Source organism: Pseudomonas sp. BYT-1 (assembly GCF_023611805.1).
Classification (GTDB): Bacteria; Pseudomonadota; Gammaproteobacteria; order Pseudomonadales; family Pseudomonadaceae; genus Aquipseudomonas; species Aquipseudomonas guariconensis.
Map to the genome: position 1 here is coordinate 208,695 of NZ_CP072559.1, position 22,074 is coordinate 230,768.

Here is a 22,074-nt window from a genome sequence, read left to right on the forward strand (position 1 = left end):
CATTTAAGGGTGTAGCTGATTTCTAAACCCTCCTGACTTCAGCAAGCACCTGGCTATGTAATTGGTTAAATTTCTAAAGCCCAAGGCGGTACCTCGTAAGTGCTCAAGTCGCCCGTTGATAGCTTCTGTTGGACCGTTGCTGGTTCCTGGCCGGTCGAAGTAGGCAAGGATGCTCTCAGCGTATTTTTTCAGCGTTTCCCCCAAGCCTTTCACCTCGATGAGCGCTTTGGGCAAGTCGCTGGCTGTAATGATATTTATGACCTCTTCCATGAGTTTTTTACCACGTTTTCGATCCGGCTCGTTGTAGGCGCTGACCACCCGTTGGTACATGCTCCAGGTGCAATCCACTTCGAGGTGGTGCTCATCTGCAAACAGCTGGAACAGTTGCTTTTTGTTGGCGTCAGACAGGTAGCTGATCCGAGTCAGTAGCGTTCGACGGCTTTTGTAGAGCGGGTCATTTTTACGCCCTCTGCGGCCCAGGATGTCGTGTTGCACACGCCGGCGGCATTCATCCAGCATGTTGCTTGCCCAGCGCACGACATGGAAAGGATCCAGCACGGTTTGGGCTTGAGGCAGGGCTTCTTGCGCTGCAGATTTAAACCCCGTAAAACCGTCCATGGCAATGCTTTCGATCTGGTCACGCCACGATTTGGGGCGACTCTGTAGCCATTGCTTAAAGGCTTGTTTGGAGCGGCCTTCCAGCACATCGAGCAAGCGGGCCGGCCCGTTTTTGTTACGCACGGGCGTAAGGTCAACCACGATGGTGACGTACTTGTCACCACAGCGTGTATGTCGCCAAACATGCTCATCCACGCCCAGCACGGTCACACCGTCAAAACGTGTCGAGTCATTAAAAAGCAGGCGCCGTCCTTCGTTGATAATGGCATTATTAGCGGTGTGCCATGCAACATCAAGCTGGCTCGCAACACGAGATACCGACAGATGATCCAGCACGATGGCAGCTAATGCCCAGCGTATCGCCCCATATGAAAGCTTTGAACGTGGAGGTGCTGCACTGTTTGTATCTTCATGCCAGAAACAGCCGCAAGCACAACGCCAGCGACGGATACGCAGCAGCAATCTGGTTGGTCGTTGTCCGTAAGGTGTGTGAGCAAGATGCCTATCGACAGTACCGCGTGAAACACCAGCAGCCCCGCACTTGGGGCATGGCTCGGGTGCTTTGGTTAAACGACATTCGATGACGGCGCGCTCTGCACAAAGATGTTGTCCAGTGGCAGTCAGGCCGAGGTTATTCAGTTGGCAAAAGCTGGAAAGATCAGGGCTAGAAAAGGTAAGATTGTTCACGTCGGGGGCTTAGTTTTTGTTGGTGTGAGAGCTTACATTTTCTAAGATCCTCGACTCCTTTTCCAGCCGGTCAGATTTTTTCTACACCCTTAAATGCGAAGAGCCAGCAAACTGCTGCTGGTGCTGGGCCGCAACGACGAGGACCTGGTCAAGGCTGCCTCGGCATTGGCGGTGGGCAACAACCTGTTCCGTGGCGACCGAGTGAAGATCGAGCAGATGAGCGATCTGCAGCCTCGCAAGCCATACGATGCGCCGAACTGGACCCGCACCGACCGTCCGGTACGTTTCGCCGAGTTGCTCGATTACCCGCAGCAGTTGCAGGTCAGCGGCTTGCAACCGAACGCGATCATCCTCGATGTGAACCTGCCGCCAGACCTGTTCGTTTGGCGCAACCAAGGCATTCCGCTGCGCACGCTGTACCGCTATACGCCGCCAGCGGTCACGGACGAATCGCGCTTGACCATCAGTGTCAACGATCAGTACATCACCAGCATGCCCTTGGTAGGCAATGATCGTCGTGGCGGCACGCTCGAAGAGCTGCGCCTGAGCGTGCTATCCAGCGATAGCACGGCATTGAGCGAGCAGGCATTGGTGCCGGCGCTGAAGATCGGCGACCGCAACCGCCTGCGTTTCGACTTCAGCTTCGCCAGCAAGCTCGGCAGCTCCCAGCGTGATCAGTGCCAGACCTCTTTGCCGGTGGACGTTCGCGCGGCCATCGACGAGAACTCCACCATCGACCTTTCGGGGTACCACCACTACATCGCCATGCCGGACCTGCGTGCCTTTGCCCGCAGCGGTTTCCCGTTCAGCCGCATGGCAGATCTGTCCGAAACCCAGGTCTTGGTACCCGCCAAACCGACGCCGATGCAGGTGGGTATTCTGCTCGATGTGGTAGGTAGCATTGCCGGTCAAGTCGGCTACCCGGCCTTAGGGATTCGCCTGATCGACGACTGGAAGCAAGCGGCCTCGGCGGATGCCGACCTGCTGGTTATCGGCACATTGCCCCAGGAGCTGGCCCAGGAGCGCAACCTTGGCCTGCTGCTCAACGCCCAGCGCGACTGGCTGGCGCAAGGACGCTCCACAAACATGCCCGGTCGCCACCGGTTCGACACATCGCCCGTGCCGGCCAGCAGCCATGTGGCAATCAGTGCCCAGGCGCCGATCGGCGCGATCACAGGGCTCAAGTCTCCCTTCCACGAGCAGCGCAGCGTGGTCGCCTTGCTGGGCAATACCGATGCCGACTATGCGCTGCTGCGTGAGGCGCTCGGCGATACCGGCAAGCTCGATGCGGTAGCCGGCTCGGTCACCCTGGTGCGATCCAGCGGGGTGAGCAGCCAGTTCGTGGGCGAGCATTATTTTGTCGGCCAGTTGCCCTGGTGGCTGCTGTTGTGGTTCCACCTGTCCGAGCAGCCGTTATTGCTCGCGGTCCTTGCCACCATCAGCGTGCTGTTGTTCGCCTTCCTGCTGTGGCGCGCGCTGCGTTGGGCTGCCCGACGCCGGCTGGGTGAGGCTGACTGATCATGTGGCGGTTTGTGCTGATGCTGGCGCTGAGCCTGCCCGCAATCGCGGGCGCAGCGCCAAACTGTCCTTGGCCGGCCTGGGAGCGTTTGCGCACAGAGCTGGTGAGTGTGGACGGACGCGTGCTGGACCCCAGTGATGAGCGCCTGATTACCACCTCCGAAGGGCAGAGCTATGGGCTGTTCTTCGCCTTAGTGGCCAATGACCGGGCAACCTTCGCTCAACTGCTGCGCTGGACCAGCAACAACCTGGCCGAAGGAGACCTCTCGAGCCATTTGCCGGCCTGGTTGTGGGGGCGTGACGCCAAGGGCAAGTGGCAGGTACTCGACCCCAACAATGCCAGCGACGCTGACCTTTGGATCGCCTACAGCCTGCTTGAGGCGGGGCGTTTGTGGAACGAACCCAGCTATACCCAGCTGGGTCAGCACCTGCTATGGCGCATCAGCGCTCAAACCCTGCGCAAACTGCCTGGCCTGGGCATCATGCTGCTGCCGGCGGACTACGGTTTTGACGATGCCCGAGGCTGGCGCCTTAACCCGAGCTATCTGCCACCGCAACTGCTGGACCGCTTCGCCCTGGTCGACCCCCTGTGGGGCGAGCTTGCGGGCAACACCCGTCGGCTGCTGCGCGATGCCTCTCCCAAAGGCTTTGCGCCCGACTGGCTGCTATGGACGCCCACCGGCAAGATCGAGCCCGACCCGCAACATGGGAGTGCCGGCGACTATGACGCCATTCGTGTCTATCTGTGGGTAGGCATGCTTGCCAAGGACGCTGCCCAACGGGTTGAACTACTCCAGCATTTCGCGCCGATGGCCATGCTGACGACACAAAAGGGACAGCCGCCGGAAACCGTAGACGCCCGTAGTGGCCAGGCTCGTGGTGGCGGACCAGGTGGTTTCTCGGCCGCACTGCTGCCATTGCTGGCCGTGACACCGAATGCCGACGAAGGGCTGCGCGCCCAGCGCCAGCGAATAAAGGATCATCCGATAGAGCCTCGTGCGTACTACAGCCAGATGTTGGCGTTGTTCGGCCAGGGCTGGGATGAGGCGCGGTATCGCTTTGACAAGGAGGGTCGCTTGTTGCCGGCCTGGAGTACGTCATGTACCGATTGATTAGCATCGTGCTGCTCACAGGGCTTTGCAGCCAGGTTGCCGCGCAACCGACTGACCGCAGCGAGCAACGCCAATGGCTGCTGGAGCAGATCCGCATGGGCGAGGCTTTGCACCGCGATGATCTGGTTCGCGATGCGCTGGGTCGCTTGCGCCTGCTTGAGCCGCGCGACGCCGAGGTGCTGTTCGCTTCGTTGCGCCTGGCCCTGCGCGAGCGTGATCAGGACCAGGTCACCCAGCTCATGGCGCGCATTAGCCAGGAGGCGCCCGGTAGCGTCCAGGAGCACAAGGCCAAGCGTCTGATCGAGTTGCAGCAGCCGGAGGCAACCCGGCGCCTACAACAGGCACGCCTGTTCGCAGTGACCGGGCGCAATCAGGAGGCGCTGGAGATTTACGATCAGTTGTTCGCGGGTGAGCCGCCCAGTCTGGAGCTGGCGCTGGACTACTGGCGTGTGCGCAGCGCCTTGCCTGGCCAGCGGCGCGAAGCGATCGAGCAATTGCAGGCTCTGGATCGGCAGTACCCAGGGAATGCTGGGCTGCGCCAGACCCTGGTGGGGCTGCTGTTTGCTGAGAAACGAGATCCCGAGGCGCTGGCCCTGCTCGAATTGCTCTCACGTGATCCAGGCGCACGCGATTCTGCTGCGCAGCGTGAATTCGACTATCTCTCTGGGCAGCCCGTGGGCGCTGCCAGCGTGGCGGCCTGGAAAGCTTTCGTCCAACGCTATCCGGCATCACCGCTGTTGCCCCAGGCCAACCAGACCCTTGCCCAGCAACGTCAATTGATCGCCGATCCCGCTTGGCAGGCCGGTCAGCGTGGCAAGCAGTTGCTCGACCAAGGGCGTAACGCCGAGGCTGAGGCCCAGTTGCGCCGTGCCTTGCGCCAATACCCCGACGATGCCAGCCTGCACGGCGCCTTGGGTTATGCGTTGATGCGCCAGAGCCGTTTCGAGGACGCCAACGCCGCGTTTCGTCTGGCTGCCACCAAGGAGCAGGACACCTATTGGATCAGTCAGTGGAAGGATCTGGAGTCGTCCAGCCATTACTGGATGCAATTGAAGAAAGCCGACCAGGCGCTGGAACGGCGCGATATTTCCACCGCCCGTGCGATCTATCAACAGGCGCGTCAGCAGCGGCCCCAGGATGAATTCGCCGTGCTTGGCTTGGCCGACGTGGCGGTCGCCGAGGGCGATCCGGCCACTGCTGAGCGGTTGTACCTTCAGGTTCGGCGCATGGCGCCGGACAACGAGAGTGCTGTGCGCGGCCTGATGCGGATCTACCAAGCACAATCACCCGACAAGGCGCGTGCCTACCTTAACGGCCTGCCACCTCGGCAACAGGCAATGTTCGCCAGCCTGCGCCGCAGCCTGGAACTGGAGCAATTGCGCAGCGAAGCCGATGCAGCCGTGCAGCGGCAGGACTGGGCAGCGGCAAGCCCAGCGCTGAAGCGGGCAGTCGAGTTGGCGCCAGATGAACCCTGGCTGGTTTACCAACTCGCCGGCAGCCTTCGTCAGCAAGGGCGTATCGGCGAGGCCGATGCCGCCTTTGCCAAGCTGTTGCAACGGCATCCGACCGACCCGCAAGCGCGCTATGCCCATGGCCTGTTCCTGGAGTCCACTGACCGTGATGCCTTGGCACTGGATAGCCTTGCCGGTGTCCCCAAAGGTGCATGGACCGACGACATGCATGCCCTTGAAAAGCGCGCGCGGCGCCGTGTCACTCTGGCTCAAGCGCGACAGTTGCGCGACCAGGGGCGCGAAGCCGAGGCAAGCGCACTGCTCGAGGCCGGGATTGCCCGCGGCGAAGGCGACACCGATGACCTACTGATGCTCGCGGACTGGGCGGCGACCCGGGGGGATCACAGCACAGCCCGAACGTACTTCGAACGCGTGCTGGAGCGCCAGCCGGAGCAACCTGAGGCCCGCCTTGGGTTGATCGAGGGCTGGATAGCCGAAGGCAACCTGCCCCGAGCACGCCAGGCCCTGGAGCGGCGTGCGCCCCAGTTCCCGCCCGGGCAGATCGACGCACAGCGGCGTCTGGCTAATGCCTGGCTGGCAGTGGGCGACCGGGCGCAGGCGGCGTCGCTGCTAGACCGTCTGGTGGCCGAGCAAGCCCAGCCTGATCCGCTATTGCGTCGAGATGCTGCGCGATTGGCAGTGCAGCAGGACCCGCAACGAGCACTGGATCTTTACGCCGCGGCGATGGCCGATGCCGACCTGCTCGAGCGCCGTGCGGTGGAACCGCGTGATGATCGGGCGCTGACCTATGCGAGCCGTGCCAAGGACGAGGACGACTGGCTGGCGCGCAGCCTACGCAGCGACGTTGATGAGTTGTACCGTCAGCAGAACCCCAGCATCACGTTGATGCATGACTATGGCTGGCGCAATGACGACGGCACCGCTGGGATTTCGGAGCTCAAGACCCAGTCCACCCTGTTGCATGCCGACATGCCGTTGCAAGATGGCAAGGCGTTCGTGCGTTTGGAAAGGATTGGCCTGGATGCTGGTAGTTTCGACCTTGAAGATGGCCAGCACACCGAGGCGTTCGGCACATGCCAAGTCAGCGGTACCACCCGTTCGGGTAATCCGTTGCCGGCCGGTTGTCCTGGCGGGTCGCAGACGGCCAATGGCCGGATCATGGCGCTGGGCTGGGAAGGGGAGCGCTGGGCTGCCGACCTCGGCACTACCGATGGCTTCGAGGTCAACAACTGGCTAGGCGGTGCAACGGTCAATGGCGACCTGGGAGAGCTTGGCTGGTCGCTGACCGCCTCACGGCGGCCGATGAGCAATTCGCTGCTTTCGTTTGGTGGTGCCAAGGACCCGCGCACGGGCGTGCGTTGGGGCGGGGTCACCGCTAACGGCGCAACGCTCGGGCTGAGCTGGGACCAGGGCGGCGACGATGGTGTATGGGCCAGCCTCGGTCATCATTGGCTGTATGGTGAGAATGTCACCGACAACCAACGTACCCGAGCCATGGCGGGTTACTACTACCGTCTGCTGGAGCGGGCTGACGAGCGCATGCGTATCGGCCTGACCGTGATGCACTGGCGGCATGACAAGGATTTGGGCGATTACTATCTGGGCCAGGGCGGCTACTACAGCCCGGAGCGCTACAACTCCATCGGCGTGCCGTTCAGCTATGCCTGGCGCAACTACGATTGGTCGGTATTGCTGGAAACCTCGGTCAGCTGGTCCCAGGCTAAGAGTGGTAGCCGTCCGCGCTATCCCAACCAATCGCTGAACGACAAGATGATCAATCGCTATGATCTCGAAAGCTCGAACCTCGGCGATATCAGCGAGGGCAGTACCAGCAACGGCGTGGGTTATCACCTCAGAGGCTTGTTCGAGCGCCGCCTGAGCGACCACTGGGCCTTGGGCGGGGGCTTCGACTGGCAGCACAGCGATGACTATGCGCCGAGCAGTGCCATGCTCTACGTTCGATATCTGTTCGAGCCCTGGCGCGGCAACCTGCTATTGCCGGTGGAACCGCTGGAGCCCTACAGCGAGTGGCGTTGAGGCCTGGCAGCCGCTTTCAGCAGGAACACCTGCCCCTGCTGAAAGCGGCCAGACGGTCCCCAAGATGAACAACAATTCATCCAGGCGATCCATCGCCCCCGGTTGACGACAGGGGGAGGGCAAGGCGTAGTATTGATAGTTAGCAAACTATGAATATCCTTGGTTCCTCTCATGACGCTTGATGCACTGCACATGAAGATCAGCAGCGGCATGGTCGTGGCCGCCCGCCACTGGCGACGCATCTGCCAGGCGGCCCTGACGGGCTACGGCATCTCCGAAGCCTGCGCTGTGCCACTGCTGATGATCGTGCGCCTGGGCGATGGGGTGCACCAGGTCGCGGTGGCCCAGGCCGCCGGCCTGGAAAGCCCGTCGTTGGTGCGCCTGCTCGACCAGCTGTGCAAGGCCGGGCTGGTATGTCGCAGCGAAGATCCCCTGGACCGCCGTGCCAAGGCCCTGAGCCTGACCAAGGAGGGCCGCCGTCTGGCCGAGTCGATCGAAGAAGAGCTGGTGCGCCTGCGCCGACAGGTGTTGCGCGGGATCGACCAAGCCGACCTGGAGGCCACCTTGCGGGTGATCCAAGCCTTCGAAGACGCCAGCCAAGTCGCACCGGGCGGGCTTGCATGAACGGTTTTTTCAGTTCGGTCCCACCGGCCCGCGATTGGTTCTATGGCGTGCGCACCTTCGCCGCTTCGATGATCGCCCTGTACATTGCCCTGCTCATGCAATTGCCACGTCCCTACTGGGCCATGGCCACGGTGTACATCGTCTCGAGCCCCTTCGTCGGGCCGACCAGCTCCAAGGCGCTGTATCGCGCCTTGGGCACGTTGCTGGGTGCCGGCGGGGCGGTCTTGCTGGTGCCGCCTTTGGTACAGTCGCCAGCGCTGCTCTGCGTCGCCATTGCCTTGTGGACCGGCACGCTGCTGTTCCTGTCGCTGAACCTGCGCACGGCCAACAACTATGTGTTGATGCTGGCCGGCTATACCTTGCCGATGATCGCCCTGGCGGTGGTCGACAATCCGCTGGCGGTGTTCGATGTGGCCTCCTCCCGAGCCCAGGAAATCTGCCTGGGCATCGTCTGCGCGGCGGTGGTCGGCGCGATCTTCTGGCCGCGCCGCTTGGCGCCGGTGGTGCTCGGCTCGGCCAACAGCTGGTTCCACGAGGCGATTCGCTACAGCGACACCTACCTGGCCCGCGAAGTCGCCGCCGACAAGGTCGCCGGCATGCGCGCCTCGATGGTCGCCACCTTCAACAGCCTGGAGATGATGATCGGCCAGCTCGGTCATGAAGGCACCGGCCCCCATACCCTGAAAAATGCCCGGGAGCTGCGCGGACGGATGATCCACCTGCTGCCGGTGATCGATGCCCTGGACGATGCGCTGATCGCGCTGCAAAGCCGCGCCCCGGCCCAGTTCGCTCAGCTCCAACCACTGCTGGCCGAAACCCGCACCTGGCTGGAAGGCACCGCCCAAGACGCCTCGCTGGCCCGCTGGACCGCCCTGCACGAGCAGCTCGAGCGCCTGCAGCCCAGCGCAGCCGCACTGGACCAACGCCAGCAATTGCTGCTCTCCAACGCCCTTTACCGACTGAGCGAATGGATCGACCTCTGGCAGGACTGCTGCGCGCTGCAGCACGCCTTGCGCAAGGATGATGCCACGCCATGGCGTGCGGTGTACCGCCACTGGCGCCTGGGCCGGCTGACGCCGTTCTTTGACCGCGGGCTGATGCTCTACTCGGTGTTTTCCACTGTCACCGCGATCATCGTCGCCAGTGGCTTGTGGATCCTGCTCGGTTGGAACGATGGTGGCAGCGCGGTGATCCTCGCCGCCGTGGCGTGCAGTTTCTTCGCCGCCATGGATGACCCGGCACCACAGATCTATCGGTTCTTCTTCTGGACGCTGATGTCGGTGATTTTCTCCAGCGTCTACCTGTTCCTGGTGCTGCCCAACCTGCACGACTTCCCGATGCTGGTGCTGGCCTTCGCCGTGCCGTTCATCTGCGTCGGCACCCTGACCGTGCAGCCGCGTTTCTACCTCGGCACCTTGCTGACCATCGTCAACACCGCCACCTTCATCAGCATCCAGGGCGCCTACGACGCTGACTTCCTGACCTTCATCAACGCCAACATGGCGGGCCCTGTGGGTTTGCTGTTCGCCTTCATCTGGACCTTGCTGTTGCGTCCGTTTGGCGTGGAGCTCGCGGCCAAGCGCCTGACCCGCTTCAGCTGGCAGGACATCGTCGAGATGACCCAGCCCGCGACCCTGGCCGAGCATCGCCATGTCGGCGTGCAGATGCTCGACCGCCTGATGCAGCACCTGCCGCGCCTGGCCCAGACCGGGCAGGACAGTGGCGTGGCGCTGCGTGATCTGCGTGTGGGCCTCAACCTGCTGGACTTGCTGGCGTACATGCCGCGAGTCGGCCAGGCGCCACGCGAACGCCTGCAGACCGTGGTGGATGAGGTGGGCGCTCACTATGCCCAGTGCCTGCGCGCCAAAGAGCGCCTGCACGCCCCGGCGGCATTGCTGCGCAACATGGAGCGCGCCCGCCAGGCGCTGGCCCTGGATGCGCACGACAACGACCGAGGCGATGCCCGCGTGCACCTGTTGCATGCCTTGAGCGGCCTGCGTCTGGCGCTGTTGCCGGGCGTCGAGGTGATGCTCGAACCGGCCGACCAACCGCAATTGCCCCCGGGCATCGATGGAGCCCCACTGTGATCGGTGATCTGGATATCAGCGGGGTATTTCTGCCCACGCTGCTGGTGATGATGGTCTTCACCTACCTGTTGTTCCTGGGCGTGCACGCCGTGCTGGTGCGCCTTGGGTTCTACCGCCTGGTCTGGCACCGGGCGTTGTTCAACGTTGCCCTTTACGCCGTGCTCCTTGGCGCGGTGGATCACTTTTGTCGAAACCTGATGCTGCCATGAAAAAACCGTTGTTGACCTTGGGCCGAGTGGTCCTGACATTGCTGGTGGTGACCTTCGCGGCCGTGCTGGTCTGGCAGATGGTCGTGTACTACATGTTCGCGCCCTGGACGCGCGATGGGCACATTCGTGCCGACGTGATCCAGATCGCCCCGGACGTATCGGGGCTTATCCAGAAGGTCGAAGTGCGCGACAACCAGATGATCAAGCGCGGCGACGTGCTGTTCACCATCGACCAGGACCGCTTCACCCTGGCCCTGCGCCAGGCCAAGGCGACCCTGGCCGAGCGTCAGGAAACCCTGGCCCAGGCCTCCCGTGAGGCGCAGCGCAACCGTAAATTGGGCAACCTGGTGGCGGCCGAGCAGTTGGAGGAGAGCCAGTCGCGTGAGGCACGCGCTCGTTCGGCGGTCAGCGAGGCCCAGGTGGCGGTGGACACGGCCCAGCTCAACCTCGACCGTTCGGTAGTGCGCAGCCCAGTGGACGGCTACCTCAACGACCGCGCGCCGCGTGCTCATGAATTCGTCACCGCCGGGCGGCCAGTGCTGTCGGTGGTCGACAGCGCCTCGTACCACGTCGATGGCTATTTCGAAGAGACCAAGCTCGGCGGTATCCACATCGGCGATGCCGTGGACATCCGCGTGATGGGCGACAACACCCGGCTGCGAGGCCATGTGCAGAGCCTGGCGGCGGGCATCGAGGATCGAGACCGCAGCAGCGGCGCAAACCTGTTGCCCAACGTCAACCCGGCCTTCAGCTGGGTGCGCCTGGCCCAGCGGATCCCGGTGCGTATCGCCTTCGATGACGTGCCAGAAGACTTCCGCATGATCGCCGGGCGTACCGCCACGGTGTCGATCATCGAGGGCCAGCGGCCATGAAACAGCTGATCCTGGCGGGGCTGTGCCTGTCCCTGGGCGCCTGCATGATGGTCGGCCCGGACTACGAAGTGCCCAAGGACGCCGCCGTGCAGCGCAGCGACCTCAACGGCCCGCTGCGCCAGGACGCCGACAGCGTGGTCTCGGCGCCGGTACCAGACGACTGGTGGCAGCTGTACCAGGATCAGCGCTTGAACGATCTGGTGCGCCAGGCCCTGGCGGCCAACACCGAGCTACGCGTCGCGGCGGCCAACATCGCCAAGGCTCGTGCCCAGGTGGAAGTGGCCGAGTCCCAGGGTGGCTTCAACGGTGGGGTCAAGCTCGGCGCCCAGCGGCTGCAGGAATCCGGCGAAGCTTTCCTGCTGCCGGAAAAGGTGCCGGTGGCCAACATCGGCGAGGCGATCATCAGCGCCAGCTACCAGTTCGATCTGTGGGGCACCTTCAAGCGTGGCACCGAGGCCGCCAAGGCCAATGCCGACGCGGTGCAGGCCGCGGCCGATACTGCGCGCATCACCCTGGTGGCCGACGTGGTCAAGGCTTACACCCAGGTGTGCTCGGCCAACGAGGAGTACCACATCGCCCGTGAGTCCCTCGACCTGCAGGAACAGAGCGTGCAACTGAACCAGCGCCTGCGCGACGCTGGCCGCGGGGATGAAACCCAGGTCACCCGTTCGCAGACCCAGTTCAAATCCTTGCGCGCCGAGCTGCCGCGCTTCAAGGCCGAGCGTGAGGCTGGCCTTTACACCCTGGCGGCCCTGCTGGCCAAGCCGGTCGAGCAGCTGCCGGCCGGTACCGCTGACTGCGCGGAGCTGCCACACATCACCCAGTTGCTTCCGGTAGGCGATGGCGCTGCGCTGCTCAAGCGCCGCCCCGACGTGCGCCAGGCCGAACGTCAGCTCGCCGCCGCCACCGCCGCCATCGGCGTGGCCACCGGTGCGTTGTATCCGGACATCAGCATCGGCGCCCAGGTCGGCACCATCGGTATCCTTGAAAACCTCGGTGACCCGTCGACCAACCGTTGGGGCTTCGGCCCGCAGGTCAGCTGGACGATCCCCACCAACGGCACCCGGGCGCGCATCCGCATGGCCGAGGCCTCGACCCAGGCGGCGTTGGCGCATTTCGATGGCGTGGTACTCAATGCCATCCGCGAAACCCAGACCCGCCTGGCCCAGTACAGCGCGTTGCTGGAGCGCCGCGACGCCCTGGCCGACGCCGAGCGCTCGGCGAAGGAGTCGGCGGACCAGACTCACCTGCGATACCAGGTGGGACGCGAGTCGTTCCTGGCCGATCTGCAGGCGACCCGCACTTATACCGATGTGCGCGCGCAGCTGGCTGCTGCCAATACCCAGGTGGCCATGGGGCAGATCGGGGTATTCCTGGCCTTGGGCGGTGGATGGCAGGGCGCGGCGGCCAAGCCTTGAGGACCCATACGCGAGCGTCATGATCAAGGGCAACGCCCTCGGCGCGGCGCAAGTGTCGTCAGTTTGTCACAAGATTTTTCATGAAATCCGCCCATGAGCCTTGAGCGAAAGGGAGTGGAAGTGAACAATGTTCTCTTTCGTATTTACCGCGAGAGTGGCCATGATGCTCCCCTTCCGTCTGCTCGCCTGGCTGCCCGCCTTGTTGCTCGGCCCGATACTGGCGCTGAGCAGCACCCCGGCGCTGGCCGAATCCCCCGCCGAGGCTGCCAAGGCGTTGCACCTGCTCGACTACATCGGCGCCGACTACCCACCGACCGTGCACGACGGCAAGGTGGTGGATGCGGGTGAATACCGCGAGCAGCAGGAGTTCAGCGCCGTCCTGGCCGAAGTGCTCAAGGCCCTGCCGGACAATCCTGAGCGTAACGGGCTCGAACAGGGCGTGCAGGCACTGCGTCAAGCCATCGACCAACGCCAGGAGGGTGCAGTCGTCGCCAAGCAGGCCCGCCAGCTGGGCGCACGACTGGCGGTGGCTTATGAAGTCAGCCAGGCGCCGATCATCACCCCCGATCCGGCCCGTGGCGCCTCGCTGTACGCACAGAACTGCGCCATCTGCCACGGTGATACCGGTGCCGGCGATGGCCCGGCGGGCCTGGGGTTGGAGCCGCCGCCGGCCAACCTGCGCAGTGTCGCGCGCCTCGACCAGCTGAGCCTGTTCGACCTCTACAACACCCTGGCGCTGGGCATCGAAGGCACCGAGATGCCGTCGTTCGCCGACCAGCTCGATGAACGTCAGCGCTGGGATGTGGCCGCCTACGTGGCGAGCCTCACGGCCGACCCGCAGGCCGCCAAGGGCGACAAGACCTGGAACTTGGCCGACCTGGCGCGCCAGACCCCGGCCGAAGTCGCTGCCAGTGAAGGCGCCGAAGCCGTGCTCGCCTTCCGCGCCCAGCGTGCCCAGCCGCCGCAGGTCAAGCGTGGCCCTGCGCAGTTGCTCGAGTACACCGCCAGCACCCTGGACAAGAGCCTGGCCGCCTACCGCGAAGGCGACCATGACCAGGCTTATGACCTCTCGGTAGCGGCCTACCTCGAAGGCTTCGAGCTGGTCGAAAGCTCCCTGGATAACATCGACACCCTGGCACGCAAGGACACTGAGAAAGCCCTGATGGCCTATCGTCAATCGCTTCAGGACGGGCTGCCGGTCGCCCAGGCCGAGCAGCGCCTGGCCGAGGCCAAGGCCAAGCTCGACGGCGCCGCCAAGCTGCTGGGCGGCGATGGGCTGAGTTGGTCGCTGAGTTTCGTTTCCGGCCTGTTGATCCTGCTGCGTGAAGGGCTTGAGGCCATCCTGGTGCTGGCGGCGATCCTGGCCTTCTTGCGCAATACCGGCCAGCAATCGGCAGTGCGCAGCGTCAATCTCGGCTGGGGCTTGGCGCTGGTCGCAGGCTTCGCTACCTGGGCCCTGGCGGCCTACGTGATCGACGTCGGTGGTGCTCAGCGCGAGCTGCTCGAAGGCTGTACGGCGTTATTCGCCGCGGTGATGGTGCTGTGGCTGGGCGTGTGGATGCACGACCGTCGCCACGCTGCGGCCTGGCAGGACTACATCAAGAGCAGCCTGGTCAGCGGTGGTGGGCGCTTCGGCTTTGCGGTACTGGCGTTCTTCTCGGTGTACCGCGAGTTGTTCGAGGTGATCCTGTTCTATGAAACCCTGTGGCTGCAGGCCGGCCCAGCGGGCCACAACGCCGTGCTGGCCGGAGGGGCTACTGCGCTGGTGCTGCTAGTGGGCCTGGCCTGGGTGATCCTTCGTGGCTCGGCCAAACTGCCGTTGTCGCTGTTCTTCACGATCAATGCGGCCTTGCTGTGCGTCTTGTCGGTCGTGTTCGCCGGGCATGGCATCAAGGCGCTGCAGGAAGCCGGCGTGTTGGGCACGCGGCCCGTGGCGTTCTTCGAGTTCGACTGGCTGGGCATTCATGCCGATGCCTATTCACTCGGCGCGCAGGCGCTGGCATTGCTGGCGATCATGTTCCTCTATGGGCGGTCACGCCTGGCCGAGAAGCGCCGGATCGCGGCGAGCTGAAAGCCGCTCCCGCAGGCATACTGTGAACCTGTGGGAGCGGCCTTGGGCCGCGATTGGAGGGTCAAGCCCTCCCCAACGATTTCGAGGAAACACCTGCAATGCGTGTATGGATCGATGCCGACGCCTGTCCCAAGGCGGCCAAGGACCTGATCGTCAAGTTCGCCCTCAAGCGCAAGTTCGAGGTGGTGCTGGTGGCCGGCCAGGCCCAGATCAAGCCGGCGTTTGCCTGTGTTCGGCTGATCGTGGTGCCCAGCGGCATGGACGCGGCCGATGACTATCTGGTGGAAAACGCCGTGCCGGGCGAGCTGGTGATCTGCAGCGACGTGCCGTTGGCCGATCGCCTGATCAAGAAGGGTGTGTCCGCCCTCGACCCACGTGGGCGTGAGTTCGATGAGCGCAACATGGGCGAGCGCCTGGCGGTGCGCAACCTGTTCACCGAGCTACGCGAGCAAGGGCAGGTCGGGGGAGGGCAGGCGCCTTATGGCGAGCGGGAGAAGCAGGCATTCGCCAATGCCCTGGACCGGATTCTCACCCGGCTGTCGAAGGTGTGACGAACAGCCCCCAAGGGTTGGATGGGTATCCGACTGCTTGGGGGCGGAGCTGGTCAATCGTTCTCGTGGGTCAGCTCCAGCACTCGATCCACCAGCTTGTAGATACCGCTGGCCGCCTCGCTGATGGACGTGGCCAGCATGTAGGCGGGTGTGGTCACTAACTTGCGTTGGGTGTCCTCGACGATGTCGTGCACATCGCACTCCTCGTGGGTACCGCCCATCTTCACCACCGCCGCGCTGGTATCGGCGTCGGTACCGATGGTGCAGACCACGCCCGGGCCGTAGATCTTCGCCGCCAGCGCCGGGGAAATGCAGATCAGACCCACCGGCTTACCCGCCTCGGCGAACGCTTCGGCCAGTGCCAGCACGTCCGGATTGACGGTGCAGTTGGCGCCCTCGACGGCAAAGTTGGACAGGTTCTTCGCCGCGCCGAAGCCACCCGGGACGATCAGTGCGTCGAAGTCCTCGGCCCTGGCTTCGCGGATGTCCTTGATCTGGCCGCGAGCGATGCGCGCCGACTCCACCAGCACGTTGCGCGATTCAGGCATGGGCTGGCCAGTGAGGTGATCGATCACATGCATCTGGGCGATGTTGGGCGCGAAGCACTGCACCTGGGCGCCGCGCTGATCGAGGCGCAGCAGCGTGATCACGCTTTCGTGGATCTCGGCGCCGTCGTAGACGCCACAGCCGGAAAGTATCACCGCAACTTTTTTCGTCATGCTCATTACTCCAGTGTCGAGGCGCTAAATGTCCTCTAGTTTGGCAGATGTCGCCATAGGGTTTCCCACGCACGAGGCCTAATCTTTGGGGATAACCCCGGAGATGCTTGTCCATGGACCTGATTCTGCTGGCCGTGCCGTTCTTTTTCGTGCTGATCGCCGTGGAGCTGATTGCCGACCGCGTGCGTGGTCAGCGCAACTACCGGCTGGCCGATGCGATCAACAGCCTGAGCACGGGCGTGCTGTCGACCAGCACCGGCCTGTTGACCAAAGGCGTGGGGCTGGTGAGCTACGCCCTGGCCTGGGAATATCTGGCCTTCTCGCGCCTGCCGGGGGACGCCTGGTGGACCTGGCTGCTGGCTTTCGTGCTGTACGACTTGTGCTACTACTGGCTGCACCGCCTGGGACATGAGCGCAATATTCTCTGGGCCGCCCATTCGGTGCATCACCAGAGCGAGGAGTACAACCTCACCACCGCCCTGCGCCAGACCAGCAGCGGCTTCATCTTCTCCTGGATCTTTTACCTGCCCCTGGCGCTGATCGGCGTGCCACCGCTGGTGTTCGTTACCGTGGCCTCGCTGAATCTGCTCTACCAGTTCTGGGTGCACACGCGGCACATCCCCAAGCTGGGCTGGCTCGAATGGGTGCTGATCACGCCGTCCAACCATCGCGTCCACCATGCGCAAAACCCTCTGTACTTGGATCGCAACTACGCAGGCGTGTTCATTCTCTGGGATCGGCTGTTCGGCACCTTCCAGGAAGAGGACCCTCGTGAACCGGTGGTGTTCGGCGTGACCACACCGCTGGCCAGCTGGAATCCGCTGTGGGCCAACCTGCAGTTCTATGCACAGCTCTGGGAGGATGCCAGGCGTACCCACTCGCTGCGGGACAAACTGCGTATTTGGTTCATGCCCACCGGCTGGCGTCCGGCTGACGTCGCGGCACGTTATCCACAGGCCAAGCCGGACCTGGCGCGGTTTCACAAGTTCGAGATTCCGTTGGGGCGAAGGTCACAGGTTTACGTCGTGGCGCAGTTTGCAGCCTACGTTGCCTTGGGCAGCTACCTCATGCAGGTGGCCGAACAGGTGCCCACGGCCGGCCTCGTGCTGGGCTGGACAGTCATGGCGTTTGGTTTGTTCGTGCTCGGCGCTGCACTCGAGAATCGGCCTTGGGCCAGGCGCCTGGAGCTGGCACGACTGACATCGAATGCACCGGCGCTGTACCTGGCCGGTGCCATGGGCTTAGGGCCGGTCACGCCCTTGGGGTGGCTCCTGCTCCTGGGATACAGCGTTGCCAGTCTCTGGGGTCTGACCCGCTGCGGCTGCCTTGCGCTCGGCGCGCAGGGTGCGGAACCGGCGGCGCAACCAGAGCAGGCCACCGAGCGCCAGCAGGCCGCCGAGCACCCATAGCTCGTACTTCTTCACATTGCCCAGCATGCCTTCGAGGATGGCGCCGAAGTGGTACGCCGCGGCGCCCAGGGCCAGGGCCCAGACCGCTGCGCCGATGCCGTTGAGCAACAGGTAGCGCCGGGGTGGGTAGCCGGACAGACCTATGGCCACGGGCATGACCGTGCGCAGGCCGTAGACGAAGCGAAAACTCAGGACCCAGATGTCCGGATGGCGGCGGATGTGGTCAAGTGCCCGGTCGCCCATGGCTTGCCAGCGTGGTTTGCGCGCGAGGATGGCCCGGCCGTGACGGCGGCCCATGAAGTACCACAACTGGTCGCCGGCATAGCTGCCGAAGAACGCTGTGAGCACCACCAGATTGATATCCATGTATCCGCGGAACGCAAGGAAGCCCGCAAGAACCAGGATGGTCTCGCCTTCAAAAAACGTGCCGAGAAAAAGGGCAAAGTAGCCGAAATCCTGCAGGAATTGTTGAAGCATTTTCTGGGGTGCTAGCGAAATGAACGCGCAGCCTACCCCTTCGCGCGCGTTCGGGAAAGTGTCCAAATGTGTCTCGACGTGAACAATTCCTACAGGAAAGGTCGCTTTGGCCTCTGGTCAAAGGGTTGCCCAATACTGTCATCCCAGCGTCATAATGGCGGCTTATAACTGTCGCGCCAGCCCGCGTGCGCGGGCCCAGGAGTCTGCCGTGAGCGTTGCCCCGTTCATCCTCCTTCCTCTTGCCACCAGGCTGCGCAGCGACCGTCGGGATGCGTTTTCCACCAGGATCCTCTCCCTCGATGTACCGCTGGAAGCTGCGCAGGACTGGTGCCGCTTCAAACGGGCAGGCGCCGATGGCATCCTGACCTCTTTTCGCTGCCCGCGCCGCTCAATTGTCGAGAGGGCAGTCACGCCCTCCAGGAACGTCAGATGAACAATGAAGTGCTAACACCTGTCGCGATCAAGGATGCCCAGGCGGTTCCCGAAGAAATGGTGCAGACCCCGCCGGATCTGCCACCAGCAGCCGAGCCTGCGGCCGAAGCTGTCGCGCCTGCGCCCGCGCCTGCCATCGCCATTCCGAGCCTGGACGACAGCAGCCTGTACATTCATCGCGAGCTTTCGCAGCTGCAGTTCAACATTCGGGTGCTCGAGCAAGCGCTGGACGAATCCTACCCGCTGCTCGAGCGCCTGAAATTCCTGTTGATCTTCTCAAGCAACCTGGACGAGTTCTTCGAGATCCGCGTGGCGGGCCTGAAGAAGCAGATCACCTTCGCCCGCGAGCAAGCCGGTGCCGACGGCCTGCAGCCGCACCAGGCGCTGGCGCGCATCAGCGAGCTGGTCCATGGCGAGGTCGAACGCCAGTACGCGATCCTCAACGACGTGCTGCTGCCGGAGCTGGAGAAACACCAGATCCGCTTCATTCGCCGCCGGCACTGGACGACCAAGCTCAAGACCTGGGTACGTCGTTACTTCCGCGACGAAATCGCGCCGATCATCACCCCGATCGGCCTGGACCCGACCCACCCCTTCCCGCTGCTGGTCAACAAAAGCCTGAACTTCATCGTCGAGCTCGAAGGTGTCGATGCCTTCGGCCGCGATTCGGGTCTGGCCATCATCCCGGCACCGCGCCTGTTGCCGCGGGTGATTCGTGTGCCGGAAGACGTCGGTGGCGCCGGGGACAACTTCGTGTTCCTGTCCTCGATGATCCACGCCCACGCCGATGACCTGTTCCAAGGCATGAAGGTCAAGGGCTGCTACCAGTTCCGCCTGACCCGTAACGCTGACCTTGCGCTGGATTCCGAGGATGTCGAAGACCTGGCGCGGGCTCTGCGTGGCGAACTCTTCTCGCGCCGCTACGGGGACGCTGTGCGCCTGGAAGTGGCCGACAATTGCCCTAAACACCTGTCGGACTACCTGCTCAAGCAGTTCAGCCTGAGCGAGAGCGAGCTGTACCAGGTCAATGGCCCGGTCAACCTGACCCGGCTGTTCAGCATCACCGGCCTGGACAGCCACCCTGAGCTGCAATACACCCCATTCACCCCGGCGATTCCGAAGATCCTGCAAAACGCCGACAACATCTTCAGCGTGATCGGCAAGCAGGACGTGCTGCTGATGCACCCGTTCGAGTCCTTCACCCCGGTGGTCGACCTGCTGCGCCAGGCCGCCAAGGATCCGCACGTGCTCGCCGTGCGCCAGACCCTGTACCGCAGCGGCGCCAACTCCGAAATCGTCGACGCCCTGGTGGATGCGGCGCGCAACGGCAAGGAGGTCACGGCGGTGATCGAGCTGCGTGCGCGCTTCGACGAAGAGTCCAACCTACAGATGGCCAGCCGTCTGCAGGCTGCGGGTGCGGTGGTGATCTATGGCGTGGTCGGCTTCAAGACCCACGCCAAGATGATGTTGATCCTGCGTCGTGAACAGGGCGAGATCGTGCGCTATGCCCACTTGGGCACGGGCAACTACCACGCCGGTAATGCGCGCCTCTACACCGACTACAGCCTGCTCACGTCCGACGATGCGCTGACCGAGGACGTCGGCAAGCTGTTCAGTCAGCTGATCGGCATGGGCAAGACCCTGCGTATGAAGAAGCTGCTGCACGCGCCGTTCACCCTGAAAAAGGGCATGCTGGACATGATTGCCCGGGAAACCCAGTTCGCACTGGAAGGCAAGCCTGCGCACATCATCGCCAAGTTCAACTCGCTGACCGATGCCAAGGTCATCAAAGCCTTGTACAAGGCCAGTCAGTCGGGCGTGCGCATCGATCTGGTGGTCCGCGGTATGTGCTGCCTGCGCCCAGGGATTCCGGGGGTTTCACACAATATCCAGGTGCGCTCGATCATCGGTCGCTTCCTGGAGCACACGCGGGTGTTCTACTTCCTCAATGGCGGCGAGGAGCAGATGTTCCTGTCCAGCGCCGATTGGATGGAGCGCAACCTCGACAAGCGCGTCGAGACCTGCTTCCCGGTGGAAGGTAAAAAGCTGGTGCTGCGGGTCAAGAAGGAGCTCGAGGGTTACCTCACCGACAATACCCACGCATGGATCCTGCAGCCGGACGGCCGCTACGTGCGCAGCACGCCGACCGGCAACCAGAACCCGCGCAATGCCCAGGCCGCCCTGCTCGAGCGCCTGAGCAATCCGGTTCTCAACGTACGCTGAGGATGAAGTTGACCCGGGCCAGCCACTGCGCCTCGTTGGCGAAGTCGGCCTGGGTCAGCTGGTTTTCTTCCAGCCAGCCCTGCGGGAATACCACTTCCAGGTTGTCCTCGCCTGCCTTGAGCTCCACCTTCGGCATCTGCTGTGTACCGCGGATGTGGTGGAACAGGATGGCGAAGCGCAGCAGCACGCACAGACGGATCAACTGCACGCCTTCATCGCCGAACTCCGCGAACTTGTCCTTGGGAATGTTACGGCGGTGGCCACGAACCAGCAGGGCCAGCATCTGCTGGTCCTCGCGGGAGAAACCAGCCAGATCGGAGTGTTCGATCAGGTAGGCGCCATGCTTGTGGTAGTGGTAATGGGCGATATCCAACCCGACTTCGTGCACTTTGGCCGCCCAGCTCAGCAGGTCCCGCCAGTTGCCTTCTTCCAGGCCCCAGGCCTTGGCCACTTGGTCGAACGCATGCAGCGCCTTGCGTTCGACACGTGCCGCTTGGCCTTGGTCGACGTGGTAGCGCTCCATCAGCGAATTCAGGGTGCGCTCACGAACGTCCTCGTGATGGTGACGGCCTAGCAGGTCGTACAGTACGCCTTCGCGCAGGGCGCCGTCACAATGGTCCATGCGTTGCAGTTCGAGGGCGTCGAAGATCGCCTCGAGAATCGCCAGGCCTGCCGGGAAAATCGCGCGACGATCCGGCTTGACGCCTTCGAAATCGATTTTGTCGACCTCGCCGAGCTTGAACAATTTGCGCTTGAGCGCCGCCAGGCCTTCGGCGTTGACCTCGCCACTGCCCATGCCGTTGGCCTTGATCGCCGCGCCAATGGCACGGATGGTGCCAGACGAGCCGATGGCTTCGTCCCAAGTCAGGCGATGCAGGGCGTTCTCGATGCTCATCAACTCCAGGCGTGCGGCGGTATAAGCCTGGGCGTAGCGTGCGGGGGTGATCTTGCCGTCGCGGAAATATCGTTGGGTGAAGCTGACGCAGCCCATCTGCAGGCTCTCGCGCAGCAGCGGCTCGAAGCGCTGGCCGATGATGAACTCGGTGCTGCCGCCGCCGATGTCGGCGACCAGACGCTTGCCCGGGGTATCGGCCAGCGTGTGGGAGACGCCCAGGTAGATCAGGCGCGCTTCCTCGCGGCCGGAGATGACCTCGACCGGATGGCCGAGAATGGCTTCGGCGCGCAGGATGAATTCGTTGCGGTTGCGTGCTTCGCGCAGGGCGTTGGTGCCGACGATGCGAACGGCGCCCTGGGGCATGCCGTTGATCAGTTGCGAGAAGCGCTTGAGGCATTCGAGGCCCCGCTGCATGGCTTCTTCGCTCAACTGACGCTCTTCACTGATGCCGGCGGCCAGCTGCACTTTTTCCCCGAGCCGCTCGAGAATGCGGATTTCACTGTGGTGGGCCTTGGCCACGACCATGTGGAAACTGTTGGAGCCAAGGTCGATGGCGGCGATCAGAGACAGGTTCTTCGCGGTGGTATGCGGCATGATCTCGATGTTCTCGGTCGATAACCCGCCAATCCTGCCATGATCCATG

15 protein-coding genes and 2 pseudogenes are annotated in these 22,074 nt (G+C 63.5%); 13 read left to right on the top strand and 4 right to left on the bottom strand.

Features of this window, described 5'->3' with window-relative positions; genetic code table 11:
- Positions 1-3: 3 nt before the first annotated feature.
- The gene (locus J5X93_RS01000) at positions 4-1,305 is read right to left on the bottom strand and encodes an ISL3-like element IS1411 family transposase (RefSeq protein WP_011920678.1); all 1,302 of its coding nucleotides are present in this window, start codon (positions 1,303-1,305) and stop codon (positions 4-6) included.
- 99 nt (positions 1,306-1,404) lie between these two features.
- Between J5X93_RS01000 and J5X93_RS01005 the strand changes: the two are divergent.
- From J5X93_RS01005 to J5X93_RS01050, 10 genes and pseudogenes are all read left to right on the top strand, one after another.
- Positions 1,405-2,823, top strand: a pseudogene (locus J5X93_RS01005) (cellulose biosynthesis cyclic di-GMP-binding regulatory protein BcsB); the annotation flags it as partial.
- A gap of 2 nt (positions 2,824-2,825) precedes the next feature.
- A complete protein-coding gene (gene bcsZ / locus J5X93_RS01010) occupies positions 2,826-3,935 on the top strand; it encodes a cellulose synthase complex periplasmic endoglucanase BcsZ (RefSeq protein ID WP_102081388.1) in 1,110 nt (369 codons plus the stop codon).
- Positions 3,923-7,444, top strand: a complete 3,522-nt coding sequence (bcsC, locus tag J5X93_RS01015) for a cellulose synthase complex outer membrane protein BcsC (protein ID WP_197852737.1) — start codon at positions 3,923-3,925, stop codon at positions 7,442-7,444. The genes bcsZ and bcsC overlap by 13 nt, the downstream gene beginning before the upstream one ends.
- Before the next feature lie 171 nt (positions 7,445-7,615).
- Positions 7,616-8,068 (top strand): MarR family winged helix-turn-helix transcriptional regulator, encoded by a 453-nt coding sequence (locus tag J5X93_RS01020; protein ID WP_043212113.1) that lies wholly within the window; start codon positions 7,616-7,618, stop codon positions 8,066-8,068.
- A complete protein-coding gene (locus J5X93_RS01025; protein ID WP_090343495.1) occupies positions 8,065-10,155 on the top strand; it encodes an FUSC family protein in 2,091 nt (696 codons plus the stop codon). Before J5X93_RS01020 ends, J5X93_RS01025 begins: the two co-directional genes overlap by 4 nt.
- Entirely contained in the window at positions 10,152-10,364 is a 213-nt protein-coding gene (locus J5X93_RS01030; protein WP_043212118.1) for a DUF1656 domain-containing protein, read from the top strand. Before J5X93_RS01025 ends, J5X93_RS01030 begins: the two co-directional genes overlap by 4 nt.
- A complete protein-coding gene (locus tag J5X93_RS01035; RefSeq protein ID WP_043212120.1) occupies positions 10,361-11,236 on the top strand; it encodes an efflux RND transporter periplasmic adaptor subunit in 876 nt (291 codons plus the stop codon). Before J5X93_RS01030 ends, J5X93_RS01035 begins: the two co-directional genes overlap by 4 nt.
- Positions 11,233-12,654 (top strand): efflux transporter outer membrane subunit, encoded by a 1,422-nt coding sequence (locus J5X93_RS01040; RefSeq protein ID WP_182942126.1) that lies wholly within the window; start codon positions 11,233-11,235, stop codon positions 12,652-12,654. Before J5X93_RS01035 ends, J5X93_RS01040 begins: the two co-directional genes overlap by 4 nt.
- A gap of 127 nt (positions 12,655-12,781) precedes the next feature.
- Positions 12,782-14,725, top strand: coding sequence for a cytochrome c/FTR1 family iron permease (locus J5X93_RS01045; protein ID WP_250034281.1), 1,944 nt, complete (start codon positions 12,782-12,784; stop codon positions 14,723-14,725).
- A 98-nt stretch (positions 14,726-14,823) separates the two neighbouring features.
- The gene (locus J5X93_RS01050) at positions 14,824-15,276 is read left to right on the top strand and encodes a YaiI/YqxD family protein (protein WP_070571798.1); all 453 of its coding nucleotides are present in this window, start codon (positions 14,824-14,826) and stop codon (positions 15,274-15,276) included.
- Between the two features lie 53 nt (positions 15,277-15,329).
- Here the strand turns inward: J5X93_RS01050 and elbB are convergent, their stop codons facing one another.
- Positions 15,330-15,995 (bottom strand): isoprenoid biosynthesis glyoxalase ElbB, encoded by a 666-nt coding sequence (gene elbB / locus J5X93_RS01055; protein WP_043212126.1) that lies wholly within the window; start codon positions 15,993-15,995, stop codon positions 15,330-15,332.
- 113 nt (positions 15,996-16,108) lie between these two features.
- Here elbB and J5X93_RS01060 point away from each other — a divergent pair.
- Positions 16,109-16,735, top strand: a pseudogene (locus J5X93_RS01060) (sterol desaturase family protein); the annotation flags it as partial.
- A gap of 501 nt (positions 16,736-17,236) precedes the next feature.
- On the opposite strand, the gene J5X93_RS01065 reads toward J5X93_RS01060, so the two are convergent.
- Complete coding sequence (locus J5X93_RS01065; RefSeq protein ID WP_167358062.1) at positions 17,237-17,881, bottom strand: DedA family protein; 645 nt, start codon at positions 17,879-17,881, stop codon at positions 17,237-17,239.
- A 208-nt stretch (positions 17,882-18,089) separates the two neighbouring features.
- Between J5X93_RS01065 and J5X93_RS01070 the strand changes: the two genes are divergently transcribed.
- Both J5X93_RS01070 and ppk1 read left to right on the top strand, forming a co-directional pair.
- Positions 18,090-18,314, top strand: a complete 225-nt coding sequence (locus tag J5X93_RS01070) for a hypothetical protein (protein ID WP_043212130.1) — start codon at positions 18,090-18,092, stop codon at positions 18,312-18,314.
- Positions 18,311-20,536, top strand: a complete 2,226-nt coding sequence (gene ppk1, locus J5X93_RS01075) for a polyphosphate kinase 1 (protein WP_043212132.1) — start codon at positions 18,311-18,313, stop codon at positions 20,534-20,536. The genes J5X93_RS01070 and ppk1 overlap by 4 nt, the downstream gene beginning before the upstream one ends.
- Here the strand turns inward: ppk1 and ppx are convergent.
- Positions 20,523-22,025 carry an exopolyphosphatase gene (gene ppx, locus J5X93_RS01080; protein ID WP_043212175.1) on the bottom strand — a complete coding sequence of 501 codons (1,503 nt, stop codon included), beginning with the start codon at positions 22,023-22,025 and terminating at the stop codon, positions 20,523-20,525. The two genes, ppk1 and ppx, sit on opposite strands and share 14 nt — an antisense overlap.
- Between the last annotated feature and the right edge of the window lie 49 nt (positions 22,026-22,074).

What these genes read in the sequence shown, in the direction of transcription:
- bcsZ (WP_102081388.1), top strand. Translation starts at nt 2,826, where the DNA reads ATGTGGCGGTTTGTGCTGATGCTGGCGCTGAGCCTGCCCGCAATCGCG.
- bcsC (WP_197852737.1), top strand. Translation starts at nt 3,923, where the DNA reads ATGTACCGATTGATTAGCATCGTGCTGCTCACAGGGCTTTGCAGCCAG.
- J5X93_RS01020 (WP_043212113.1), top strand. Translation starts at nt 7,616, where the DNA reads ATGACGCTTGATGCACTGCACATGAAGATCAGCAGCGGCATGGTCGTG.
- J5X93_RS01025 (WP_090343495.1), top strand. Translation starts at nt 8,065, where the DNA reads ATGAACGGTTTTTTCAGTTCGGTCCCACCGGCCCGCGATTGGTTCTAT.
- J5X93_RS01035 (WP_043212120.1), top strand. Translation starts at nt 10,361, where the DNA reads ATGAAAAAACCGTTGTTGACCTTGGGCCGAGTGGTCCTGACATTGCTG.
- J5X93_RS01040 (WP_182942126.1), top strand. Translation starts at nt 11,233, where the DNA reads ATGAAACAGCTGATCCTGGCGGGGCTGTGCCTGTCCCTGGGCGCCTGC.
- J5X93_RS01045 (WP_250034281.1), top strand. Translation starts at nt 12,782, where the DNA reads ATGTTCTCTTTCGTATTTACCGCGAGAGTGGCCATGATGCTCCCCTTC.
- J5X93_RS01050 (WP_070571798.1), top strand. Translation starts at nt 14,824, where the DNA reads ATGCGTGTATGGATCGATGCCGACGCCTGTCCCAAGGCGGCCAAGGAC.
- elbB (WP_043212126.1), bottom strand. Translation starts at nt 15,995, where the DNA reads ATGACGAAAAAAGTTGCGGTGATACTTTCCGGCTGTGGCGTCTACGAC.
- J5X93_RS01065 (WP_167358062.1), bottom strand. Translation starts at nt 17,881, where the DNA reads ATGCTTCAACAATTCCTGCAGGATTTCGGCTACTTTGCCCTTTTTCTC.
- ppk1 (WP_043212132.1), top strand. Translation starts at nt 18,311, where the DNA reads ATGAACAATGAAGTGCTAACACCTGTCGCGATCAAGGATGCCCAGGCG.
- ppx (WP_043212175.1), bottom strand. Translation starts at nt 22,025, where the DNA reads ATGCCGCATACCACCGCGAAGAACCTGTCTCTGATCGCCGCCATCGAC.